This is a genomic window from Modestobacter roseus (assembly GCF_007994135.1).
GTDB lineage: Bacteria > Actinomycetota > Actinomycetes > Mycobacteriales > Geodermatophilaceae > Modestobacter > Modestobacter roseus.
This window is the reverse complement of sequence record NZ_VLKF01000001.1, coordinates 4,206,223-4,216,708: the sequence shown is the minus strand read 5'-3', so window position 1 is coordinate 4,216,708 and position 10,486 is coordinate 4,206,223. Positions and strand designations below refer to the sequence as shown.

Below are 10,486 nucleotides of genomic sequence, written 5' to 3'. Positions count from 1 at the left end.
CCGACCGCACGACGGACGTCGTCTCTCCGCCCGGGCCTCCCCGCCCGGAGACGCCGCCGAGGAGGTGCTCGTGGTCGCCCTCATCGTCATCCTGTTCCCGCCGTTGCTGATCGCGTTCCTGCTCGTCATGGAGCGGGTCGAGGAGCCGCTGCGCCGGCAGACCTCGCCGCGCGAGGTCGAGGCCTTCCTCGACACGGCGACCCCGGGTGAGGTGGGCACCCTGGCCTCCTCCGGCATCCGGCGGGCGATGAGCCGCTGGCGGGCCCGCCGCCGGCGCCGTCCGCGGAACATGACGCCGCCTGCGCAGCCGGCGGTGCTGGACTTCGACAGCACCCACGGCGAGGAGGACCGCGACCCCGACTGACCCCGACCGGGGCGCGCACCGACGGTTCGACCCCACTCTGAGTGGGCAGGTCGGTGACTGACCGCACGGGTGAGGCTGGCCACAGGGCCTAGACTCTGCGGGAACGCGGGTCGCCATCGCTCCCGCGAGGACGTTGCGAGAGGTGCACGTGGACGACGTACTTGCCCAGTCCGGGCTCTTCCAGGGGCTGTCGGAGGAGGCCGCCGAACCGGTGGCCAGCGCGCTGGAGACGGTGACGCTGCCCCGTGGCCGCGTGGTCTTCAACGAGGGCGAGTCGGGCGACAGCCTCTACGTCGTGCTGTCCGGCAAGATCAAGCTCTCCCGCCGGGCGCCCGACGGCCGCGAGAACGTGCTGGCCGTCATGGGCCCCTCCGACCAGTTCGGTGAGCTGTCGGTGTTCGACCCCGGCCCGCGCACGGCCACCGCGACGGCGGTCACCGACGTGCGGCTGGCGAAGATGCCGAACACGATGCTGCGCCCGTGGATCACCGCGCACCCGGAGATCGGTGAGCAGCTGCTGCGCGTGCTGGCCCGCCGGCTGCGCCGCACCAACGACTCGGTCGCCGACCTGATCTTCACCGACGTCCCCGGCCGGGTGGCCAAGGCGCTGCTGCAGATGGCCGACCGCTTCGGCAGCCGGGAGAACGAGGGCCTGCGGGTCAAGCACGACCTCACCCAGGAGGAGCTGGCCCAGCTGGTCGGCGCCTCCCGCGAGACGGTGAACAAGGCGCTGGCCGACTTCGTGCACCGCGGCTGGATCCAGCTGCAGGGCAAGTCCGTCGTCGTCCTGGACGAGGAACGGCTGCGCCGCCGCGCCCGCTGAGCCAGGACTGAACGCGAGGGGCCCAGGACCGACCCGGTCCTGGGCCCCTCGCGTTCGGCGCCCCGGGTTCAAGGCTGCTGCGGCGGCCGCACCATCGGGATGCGGGTGCCGTCGGGCAGCACGGCGACCAGGCCGCCGGGCGTGCGCACGAACCGCGGGCTGATCGGCACCACCGGCTCCGGCGGGGACCCGGCCAGCGCGGCCGCCGCGTCGGGGAAGGCGCCCAGCTGGCCGAGGGTGTGCACGGTCGGCGGCAGCATCGGCCGGGTGCCCGCGGCGTACGCCTCGAGCGCGGCGGCCGGGGTGGCCCAGCCGGCCTCGTCGGCCTCGCCGGAGACGTCCCGGGCCTCCTGGCCCGCGGGCAGCAGCGCGAGGAAGAACTTGGTGTCGTACCGCCGGCGCTCGGCCGGCGGGGTGATCCAGTGCGCGAAGGGACGCAGCAGGTCGGCGCGCACCGCCAGGCCGCGGGCGGCCAGCAGCTCGGCGAGGGACAGCTCCCGGGCGACCAGCGCCTGTCGCTGGGCCTCCCAGTCCGCACCGGAGACGTCCGGGACGACGGCGGCGCCCCCGGGCGGGCCGGCGAGCAGCACGCCGGCCTCCTCGAAGGTCTCCCGGACGGCGGCGCACACCAGTTCCCGCGCCAGCCGCTCGTCGCAGCCCCAGGTGGCCGCCCACTCGGCCGGCGGCGGCCCGACCCAGGCGGTCTCGACCTCCCCGTCGCGCTCGTCGACCCCGCCGCCGGGGTAGGCGGTCATCCCCCCGGCGGCGGGCATGCCCCGGACCCGGCGCAGCAGGTGCACCTCCAGCCCGGCAGCACCGTCCCGCACCAGCAACACGGTCGCCGCCTGCCGGATCGGGACCACATCAGTCATCGGACCGGGACCCACCGGGACGGACGCCGACGAAGGAGGCGGTGGCCCCGGCGCGGGGGCCGGAGGCTCCCCGCCGGGGACACGGGGACGCGCTCGTCGCCACCGGCACCGGCACCTGGCCGCGCGGCGATCCGGAGGATCGCAGTGTCATCGCAGCTCGACGGTGAGTTCCACCTCGACGGGGGCGTTCATCGGCAGCTCGGCGACACCGACGGCGCTGCGGGCGTGCTGCCCGGCGTCGCCGAAGACCCGGCCGAGGAACTCGCTGGCGCCGTTGACCACTCGCGGCTGGGCGCTGAAGCCCTCCGCGCTGGCGACGTACCCCACGACCCGCACGATCCGCGCCACCTGGTCCAGGCCGACCAGGTCGTCGACGGCGGCCAGCGCGTTGAGGGCGCAGACCTTGGCGTCGGCCGCGGCGTCCTCGACGTCGACCGACCCGCCCACCTTGCCGGTGCGACGCAGCCCGCCGTCGACGAAGGGCAGCTGCCCGGAGGTGAAGACCAGCTGGCCGGTGCGGACGGCCGGGACGTAGGCGGCCACGGGCGCGGCCACCGGGGGCAGCCGGACCCCGAGCTCCTGCAGCCGGGCGTGCCAGCTCTGCGGGGCGGTCATGCCGGCCTCAGCTCGTCGGGCGCTTGAGGTAGGCCACCAGCTGGTCGCCGCCGCCGGGGCCCTGGAGGACGGTGACCAGCTCCCAGCCGTCGACGCCCCACGAGTCCAGGATCGCCTTCGTGTTGTGGATCAGCAGCGGGATGGTGGCGTACTCCCAGGTACGGCGGGCTTCGCTCATGCCGCGACGCTAGCGCAGCCCCGACCGCGACAGGATGGAACGGCCCCCGTGCAGCGGCCCGGTGCGGGCCTGCGAGCGCTGGGGGGCAGGGGGGTCCGCCGACTCGTACGCTGAGCCGGTGACGCCCGATCCCCGCTCCGTGCGCTGCCACGTCGTCACCGGGAAGGGCGGCACCGGGAAGACGACGGTCGCCGCCGCGCTCGCCCTGGCCCTGGCCGCCGACGGGCACCACGTGCTGCTGATCGAGACCGAGGGCCGGCAGGGCATCGCCCAGCTGTTCGACACCCCGCCGCTGCCCTACGAGGAGCGCCGGGTCGCCGTCGCCCGCGGTGGGGGCGAGGTGAAGGCGCTGGCCATCGACGTCGAGGCGGCGTTCCTGGAGTACCTCGACATGTTCTACAACCTCAAGCGGGCCGGGTACGCGCTGCGCAAGATGGGCGCGATCGACTTCGCCACCGCGATCGCCCCCGGGCTGCGCGACGTGCTCCTGACCGGGAAGATCAAGGAGGCGGTCACCCGCCGCGAGCACGGTCGGCCGGTGTACGACGCCGTCGTCGTCGACGCCCCGCCGACCGGGCGGATCACCCGGTTCCTCAACGTCACCAACGAGGTCGCCGGCCTCGCCCGCTCCGGCCCGATCAAGACCCAGAGCGACGGGGTGATGGCCGTCTTCCGCTCACCGCAGACCGCCGTCCACCTGGTCACGCTGCTGGAGGACATGCCCGTGCAGGAGACCGCCGACGCGATCGCGGACCTGCGCGAGGCCGGCCTGCCGGTCGGCTCGGTGATCGTCAACATGGCCAGCGAGCCGCTGTTGCCGGCCGCGGCGCTGGCCCGGGCGGCCGACGGCGGGCTGACCGCGGCGGACCTCACCTCGGCGCTGTCCGCCGCGGAGCTGCCCGGCGGTGACCAGCTGGCCGAGGGGCTCGTCGCCGAGGCGGTGGAGCACGCCCGCCGCTGGACGGCGCAGGACGCGCTGCGCGACGACGTCGAGGCGCTGGGCCGGCCCACCGTCGAGCTGCCGCTGTCGGTCGGCCCGATCGACCTCGGCTGCCTGTTCGAGCTGGCCGAGCGCCTCGAGGGGCACCTGAGCACGGAGGCCGCCGCGTGAGCACCCCCCAGCACCACACCCCGCAACACCACACCCCGCAACACCATGCCCCGGCGATGGACCTGGCCGCCCTGGTCGGTGACCCGGCCACCCGGATCGTGGTCTGCTGCGGCTCCGGCGGCGTGGGCAAGACGACGACGTCGGCGGCGCTGGCCCTGGCGGCGGCGGAGGCCGGCCGGCAGGTCGTCGTCCTCACGATCGACCCGGCCCGGCGGCTGGCCCAGTCGCTCGGCCTGGTCGAGCTGGACAACGAGCCCCGCCGGGTCGAGGTGCCCGGCGCCGCGGGCGAGCTGAACGCGATGATGCTGGACATGAAGCGGACGTTCGACGACGTCGTGTCCGCCCACTCCACGCCCGAGCGGGCGCAGGTGATCTTCGAGAACCCCTTCTACCAGGCGCTGTCCTCCTCCTTCGCCGGCACGCAGGAGTACATGGCGATGGAGAAGCTGGGCCAGCTGCGCGCCAGCGACCGCTGGGACCTGGTGATCGTCGACACCCCGCCGTCCCGATCGGCGCTGGACTTCCTGGACGCACCGAACCGGATGAGCCGCTTCCTCGACGGCACGATGATCCGGCTGCTCACCGCGCCGGCGCGGGCCGGCGGGCGGGCCGGGGTCCGACTGTTCGGCGCCGGCTTCAGCCTGTTCAGCCGGATCATCAGCAAGATCCTCGGTGGGCAGCTGCTCAACGACATCTCCGCGTTCGTCTCCGCGCTGGACACCATGTTCGGCGGTTTCCGGGAGCGGGCCACCGCCACCTACGAGCTGCTGCGCCAGCCGGGCACCGCCTTCGTCGTCGTCGCCGCCCCGGAGCCGGACGCGCTGCGCGAGGCCTCCTACTTCGTCGACCGGCTCTCCACCGAGGGGATGCCGCTGGCCGGGCTGGTGCTCAACCGCACCCACCCGCCGGCGACCACCGGGCTCTCGGCCACCCGCGCGGCGGCCGCGGCCGAGGCGGTCACCGAGGCGGGCGGGCCGGAGGCCGCGCTGGCCGCCGGGGCACTGCGGGTGCACGCCGAGCGGATGACCCAGGCCGCCCGGGAGCAGCGGCTGGCCGACCGGTTCACCAGCGCACACCCGGAGGTGCCGGTGCGCACCGTCCCGGCCGCGGCCGGCGACGTGCACGACCTGGACGGGCTGCGCGTCATGGCGTCCGCCCTGCTCGCCGACGAGGACGACACCGGCACGGGCACCCCGCGCAGCCGGGTGCTGCCGGTCCGGCGCCCAGCGGCCTGACCACCGACCCCGCGGGTCACGCTCCGGGGTGAACCGCGGGCACTCTTAACCCGGACGTGGCCCGCTCGCAACCCGAACGGCTCCACTCTCCCCTCACACTCCGTTACGGTCCGCCGCGACCCATCAGCCGGAGGAGTGAGGCAGCCGCATGACCACAGCCCCAGGGGTCGACGTCCCCGACGCCGACCAGCCGCGGCCGACGACTCCCGACATCGGGCTCTTCGGCACCGGGACGACCGTCCCCACGGTGGTCCCCACCGCCGCGGAGCTGCCCGTGGAGATCCCGGTCGACCTCACCGGCATGGACGCCGACGACCGGGCTCGCACGAAGATCATCACCGCGGCGATCCGGCGGCGGTCGCAGGAGCTGCGGCGCGACCACCCGGTGCTGCGGCACCAGGACGCGCTCGGCCTGGCCGCCTTCGCCGTCGCCGTCGCCGGGTTCGTCGGCTCCGGCGCGCTCTACCTGACCGGCGTGCTGCCCTGGTACGTGACGGTGCTGCTGTCCGCGGCCTTCGCCGCGGTCGGTCACGAGGTCGAGCACGACCTGATCCACGCCCTGTACTTCCGCCGCCGCAAGGCCGTGCGGTACGCGCTGCTCTTCGGCGTCTGGGCGATCCGCCCGTACACGATCAACCCGGTCTACCGGATCCGCCTGCACCTGCGGCACCACGCGTACTCCGGGCTCCCCGACGACATCGAGGAGGTGTCGATCACCAACGGCAAGCCGTGGGGCCTGGTCCGGCTGTACAGCCTGCTCGACCCCTACGTGCCGGCGCTGATCCGGATCGTCACGACCCGGCCCGCCGACGCCGAGGACGCGCTGTGGCGGCGCACCATCCTCAAGGCCAGCATCGGGCTGACCCCGGTGGCGATCACCATCTGGTACGGCTTCCTCGCCCTGCACGTGGCCGCCTGGGCCGGCGCCGCCGTCCCGGCCGGGCTGCTGCACACCCTCACCGTGCTCACCGTCGTCTGGGTGGGCCCGAACGTGTGGCGCGGCTTCTGCCTGCACTTCATCAGCAGCAACATGCACTACCAGGGCGACGTCGAGCAGGGGAACGTCCTGCAGCAGACGCAGGTGTTCAACAAGTGGTACCTGGTGCCGTTCCAGGTCTTCTGCCTGAACTTCGGCAGCACCCACCCGATCCACCACTTCTACGTGGCCGACCCCTTCTACGTGCGGCAGCTGATGGAGCGCGACATCCACCCGGTGCTGGCCGCCAACGGCGTCCGGTTCAACGACATGGGCACCTTCGCCCGGGCCAACCGCTACCAGCAGGCCTGACCACCGATCGACCGCCCGGTCCGGCGGCGCGCGGACGCCACGCCCGACGTCCGCGCGTCGCCGCTCGAGCCCCCCACGGGCCCGCTCCGGACAGGTACCTTGGCCTGCGATGTCCGAGTCTGCGAACCCACGTCTGGGCGCCCTGGTCAAGCTCGCGGCGACCGTCGTCGTCGCCGGTGCCCTGGTCGCCGCCATGCTCCTGCCCTGGGTCGGCGGGCCCGGTCTGGTCGCCCGCAACTCGGCGAGCCTGCTCGACGCGCTGCCGGTCGAGCTCACCGACAAGACGCCCAACGGCAACACGACGGTGCTGGCCGCCGACGGCCAGGTGATCACCGAGTTCTACGAGAACAACCGGACGCCGGTGGCCCCGGACCAGATCTCCGACGTGATGAAGCAGGCGATCGTCGACATCGAGGACTCGCGCTTCTACGAGCACCGCGGACTCGACGTGGAGGGCACCACCCGTGCGCTGATGAAGAACCTCGCCGCCGGTGAGGTGCTCGAGGGCGGGTCCACGCTCACCCAGCAGCTGGTGAAGCAGACGCTGGTGGAGACGGCGGAGACCCAGGAGGAGCGGGACGCCGCGCTCGACGAGACGGTGGGCCGCAAGCTGCGCGAGGCGCGGCTGGCCCTCGCCCTGGAGGAGGAGTACTCCAAGGACGAGATCCTCACCCGCTACCTGAACATCGCCTACTTCGGGCGCGGGGCGTACGGCATCCAGGCCGCGGCGCAGGAGTACTTCAGCATGAACGCCGTCGACCTGCAGCTGCCGCAGGCCGCCGTGCTCGCCGGCCTGGTGCAGACCCCGCGGAACAACCCGGTCGACTACCCCGAGCTCGCCCAGCAGCGCCGCGACCAGGTGCTCGCCCGGATGCACCAGCTCGGCCACATCACCGACCAGGAGCTGGCCGACGTCACGGCCTCGCCGATCCCGGTCGTCCAGGGCGGCAACCCGCCCAACGGCTGTGCCAACGCGACCATCGGCGGCTTCTTCTGCGACTACCTGTACACCTACCTGACCGGCACGCTCGGGCTGTCCCCGACCGAGATCAACAACGGCGGGTGGACCATCCAGACCACCCTGCGGCCGGACATGCAGGCCGCAGGCGACCAGGCCGTGCTCAACAGCGTGCCGATGGGCGACTCCCTCGCTGCGGTCTACACCGCCGTCGAGCCGGGCACCGGCAAGGTGCTGGCGATGAGCGCGAACCGCAAGTACGGCTGCGACCGCACCGCCGACGCCGCCTGCGAGTCGGTGAACCTCAACGTCGTGGCCAGCAAGGGCTCCGGCTCGACCTACAAGGTGTTCACCGCCGCCGCCGCGCTCGACGCGGGCTACGGCATCAACTACCGGCTCACCACCAGTGACCCGTACTACTCCCGGGTCTTCAAGAAGAACGGCGGCACCACCCGCGGCGAGCCCTACGGCCCGATCCAGAACGTCGGGACGCTGCCGACCAACCTGACCATGCACGACGCGCTGGCCCGCTCCTCGAACACGTACTTCATCGCGATGGAGGACACCCTCGGGAGCATCCGCGGCCCGGCGAGCATGGCGCAGCGCATGGGCCTGCGCTCCCTCGACGACAAGGTCGACGACATCATCGAGGGGGAGATGGCGTCGTTCACCCTCGGCCCGTTCGAGACCAGCCCGCTCTACCTGGCCAGCGCCTACTCCACGCTCGCCGCAGAGGGCACCCAGTGCGACCCGACGCCGGTCGTGGCGATCCTCGACCGCAACGGCGAGCCGGTGACCGACGACGAGGGCCGGCCCGTGGTCCGCGACGACAACTGCACCCCCGCGGCCATCCGCCCGGCCGTCGCCAACACCCTGGCCGACGCGCTCACCGCCGACGTGCAGAGCAACATCGGCACCGGCACCCGGGCCAACGTGCCCGGGCACGACATCGCGGGCAAGACCGGCACCTCGCAGGACCGCGACTCGGTCGCGTTCGTCGGCTTCCTGCCCGAGTACACGGCCAGCGTCATGATCTTCAACCCCAAGGAGAAGCAGGACGCCGGCAGCTACGGCGGTGGGCGCCCGGCGCAGATCTGGCACGACGCGATGGAGCCGATCCTCGCCCAGGGCCCCACCCGCGAGTTCCCGCCGGCCGACCCGGCGGTCGCCGCCGGGACCAAGGGCGCCGGCATGGTCCCCGCCCCGCCGCGGCCGCAGCGGACCGAGTCACGTGACGACTCCGACGACCGCGGGCGGCCTCCGTCGTCCTCCAGCAGCCAGCCTCCGTCGTCGCCCTCCGCGCCGTCGCAGCCGGCACCTCCGCCGGAGACGCCGGCGGCCCCGCCGGCGGAGACCGGCGGAGCACCCACGGACTGAACGACCGGCGGGGCCGGGCCTGCGGGCCCGGCCCCGCCGTCATGGGCGGGACGGGGCCGATGGCTCAGCCCAGCTGGCGGCGCACCTCGGCGGCCACCCGGCCGCCCTCGGCCCGCCCGGCGACCTCCTGGTTCGCGGCGCCCATCACCTTCCCCATGTCCTTCATGCCGGAGGCGCCGGTGCGGGTGATCACGTCGGCCACCAGCGCGGTCAGGTCCGCGTCGCCCAGCTGGGCGGGCAGGTAGGTGGCGACGACGCCCTCCTCGGCCCGCTCGCGCTCGGCCTGCTCGGTCCGGCCGGCACCGGCGAACGCCTCGGCCGCCTCGCGGCGCTTCTTCGCCTCCCGGCGCAGGACCGCCAGCACCTCGTCGTCGGACAGCTCCCGGGCCTCCTTGCCCGACACCTCCTCCGCGGAGACGGCGGCCAGCACCATCCGCAGCGTCGCGGTGCGCAGCTCGTCGCGGCCCTTCATCGCGGTGGTCAGGTCGGTGCGCAGTCGTTCCTTCAGCTCAGCCACGCCACCGAGCCTGCCACCCGCGGCGCCACCACGGCGACGCAGTTCCCGGCGGCCCCCTAATCTCGCCCCATGCGCGCCGCCACCGCCGTCCCCACCGCCGTGCTCGCCACCGGCGCGGCCACCGTCGCCTACGCGGGCCTGGTCGAGCGCACCCGGTGGACGCTGCGCCGCTTCGACGTGCCGGCGCTGGCCCCGGGGTCCGCGCCGCTGCGCGTGCTCCAGCTGTCCGACCTGCACATGACCGCCGGTCAGCGCGGCAAGCAGGAGTGGGTCGCCGGGCTGGCCGCGCTGCAGCCGGACCTGGTCGTGAACACCGGCGACAACCTGGCCGGGATGGACGCCGTCCCCGGCACGCTGCGCGCGATGGAGCCGCTGCTGGACCTGCCCGGCGTCTTCGTGCTGGCCAGCAACGACTACTACGCCCCGCGCCCGAAGAACCCGCTGAAGTACTTCCGGACCGAGCACAAGCGGGTGCACGGTGACGAGCTGCCCTGGCGCGACCTGCGCGACGGGATGACCGCGCGCGGGTGGCTCGACCTCACCAACGCCGCCGGCGAGCTCACCGTGGCCGGCCGCCGGATCGTGTTCGCCGGGGTGGACGACTCCCACCTGAAGCGCGACCGGTACGACGCGGTGGCCGGGCCGGCCGACCGGGACGCCGACCTGCGGCTCGGGCTGAGCCACTCCCCCGAGCCGCGGGTGCTCGACCGGTTCGCCGCCGACGGCTACGACCTGCTGCTCTGCGGGCACACCCACGGCGGTCAGCTGCGGGTGCCGTTCTACGGTGCTCTGGTCACCAACTGCGGCATCGACCGGGCGCGCGTGCGCTGGCTGCACCGCTGGGCCGAGCCGACCCCGGCGCACCCGGCCGGCACCTGGCTGCACGTCTCCGCCGGCCTGGGCACGAGCCCGTACGCCCCGGTCCGCTTCGCCTGCCCGCCCGAGGCCACGCTGCTCACCCTCACCGCCCGGACCCGCTGACGGCGGCCGCGCAGCGTCGAGTACAGTTCTCGACGCACCTCGGGGTGTGGCGCAGCTTGGTAGCGCGCGTCGTTCGGGACGACGAGGCCGCAGGTTCAAATCCTGTCACCCCGACCAGCCACTCAGGGACCGCCGACGGCGGTCCCTGAGTGCGTTCCGGGTCGGTG

At 73.9% G+C, this 10,486-nt stretch carries 11 protein-coding genes and 1 tRNA gene; 8 read left to right on the top strand and 4 right to left on the bottom strand.

What is annotated here, in order from left to right:
• Window positions 1-70: 70 nt before the first annotated feature.
• Both JD78_RS20145 and JD78_RS20140 read left to right on the top strand, forming a co-directional pair.
• Window positions 71-364: a hypothetical protein gene (locus JD78_RS20145; RefSeq protein WP_228395158.1), complete on the top strand. Its 294-nt coding sequence runs from the start codon at window positions 71-73 to the stop codon at window positions 362-364.
• A gap of 148 nt (window positions 365-512) precedes the next feature.
• Window positions 513-1,187, top strand: a complete 675-nt coding sequence (locus tag JD78_RS20140) for a Crp/Fnr family transcriptional regulator (RefSeq protein ID WP_153360354.1) — start codon at window positions 513-515, stop codon at window positions 1,185-1,187.
• 68 nt (window positions 1,188-1,255) lie between these two features.
• Here the strand turns inward: JD78_RS20140 and JD78_RS20135 are convergent, their stop codons facing one another.
• From JD78_RS20135 to sp36, 3 genes are all read right to left on the bottom strand, one after another.
• Window positions 1,256-2,059: an NUDIX hydrolase gene (locus JD78_RS20135; protein WP_153360352.1), complete on the bottom strand. Its 804-nt coding sequence runs from the start codon at window positions 2,057-2,059 to the stop codon at window positions 1,256-1,258.
• 147 nt (window positions 2,060-2,206) lie between these two features.
• Window positions 2,207-2,674, bottom strand: coding sequence for a RidA family protein (locus tag JD78_RS20130; protein ID WP_153360350.1), 468 nt, complete (start codon window positions 2,672-2,674; stop codon window positions 2,207-2,209).
• Between the two features lie 7 nt (window positions 2,675-2,681).
• On the bottom strand, window positions 2,682-2,852 hold the full coding sequence (gene sp36, locus JD78_RS20125; RefSeq protein ID WP_166521355.1) for a Sp36 family protein: 171 nt from the start codon (window positions 2,850-2,852) through the stop codon (window positions 2,682-2,684).
• Window positions 2,853-2,970: 118 nt separating this feature from the next.
• On the opposite strand from sp36, the gene bagA reads away from it, so the two are divergent.
• The 4 genes from bagA (at window position 2,971) to JD78_RS20105 (ending at window position 8,821) form a co-directional block, all read left to right on the top strand.
• Entirely contained in the window at window positions 2,971-3,963 is a 993-nt protein-coding gene (gene bagA, locus JD78_RS20120; RefSeq protein WP_228395157.1) for an ATPase BagA, read from the top strand.
• Window positions 3,960-5,198 (top strand): ATPase BagB, encoded by a 1,239-nt coding sequence (gene bagB, locus JD78_RS20115; protein WP_228395156.1) that lies wholly within the window; start codon window positions 3,960-3,962, stop codon window positions 5,196-5,198. Before bagA ends, bagB begins: the two co-directional genes overlap by 4 nt.
• A gap of 148 nt (window positions 5,199-5,346) precedes the next feature.
• Window positions 5,347-6,486 (top strand): fatty acid desaturase, encoded by a 1,140-nt coding sequence (locus tag JD78_RS20110; RefSeq protein ID WP_153360346.1) that lies wholly within the window; start codon window positions 5,347-5,349, stop codon window positions 6,484-6,486.
• 109 nt (window positions 6,487-6,595) lie between these two features.
• Window positions 6,596-8,821, top strand: coding sequence for a transglycosylase domain-containing protein (locus JD78_RS20105; RefSeq protein ID WP_153360344.1), 2,226 nt, complete (start codon window positions 6,596-6,598; stop codon window positions 8,819-8,821).
• A 64-nt stretch (window positions 8,822-8,885) separates the two neighbouring features.
• On the opposite strand, the gene JD78_RS20100 is transcribed toward JD78_RS20105, so the two are convergent.
• Window positions 8,886-9,338: a GatB/YqeY domain-containing protein gene (locus JD78_RS20100; protein ID WP_153360342.1), complete on the bottom strand. Its 453-nt coding sequence runs from the start codon at window positions 9,336-9,338 to the stop codon at window positions 8,886-8,888.
• Between the two features lie 69 nt (window positions 9,339-9,407).
• Here JD78_RS20100 and JD78_RS20095 point away from each other — a divergent pair, with 69 nt between their 5' ends.
• Both JD78_RS20095 and JD78_RS20090 read left to right on the top strand, forming a co-directional pair.
• Window positions 9,408-10,319, top strand: coding sequence for a metallophosphoesterase (locus JD78_RS20095; protein ID WP_153360340.1), 912 nt, complete (start codon window positions 9,408-9,410; stop codon window positions 10,317-10,319).
• Between the two features lie 40 nt (window positions 10,320-10,359).
• Window positions 10,360-10,436, top strand: a tRNA-Pro gene (locus JD78_RS20090).
• The last annotated feature ends 50 nt before the right edge of the window (window positions 10,437-10,486 follow it).

What these genes read in the sequence shown, in the direction of transcription:
- JD78_RS20135 (WP_153360352.1), bottom strand. Translation starts at nt 2,059, where the DNA reads ATGACTGATGTGGTCCCGATCCGGCAGGCGGCGACCGTGTTGCTGGTG.
- JD78_RS20130 (WP_153360350.1), bottom strand. Translation starts at nt 2,674, where the DNA reads ATGACCGCCCCGCAGAGCTGGCACGCCCGGCTGCAGGAGCTCGGGGTC.
- sp36 (WP_166521355.1), bottom strand. Translation starts at nt 2,852, where the DNA reads ATGAGCGAAGCCCGCCGTACCTGGGAGTACGCCACCATCCCGCTGCTG.
- JD78_RS20110 (WP_153360346.1), top strand. Translation starts at nt 5,347, where the DNA reads ATGACCACAGCCCCAGGGGTCGACGTCCCCGACGCCGACCAGCCGCGG.
- JD78_RS20105 (WP_153360344.1), top strand. Translation starts at nt 6,596, where the DNA reads ATGTCCGAGTCTGCGAACCCACGTCTGGGCGCCCTGGTCAAGCTCGCG.
- JD78_RS20095 (WP_153360340.1), top strand. Translation starts at nt 9,408, where the DNA reads ATGCGCGCCGCCACCGCCGTCCCCACCGCCGTGCTCGCCACCGGCGCG.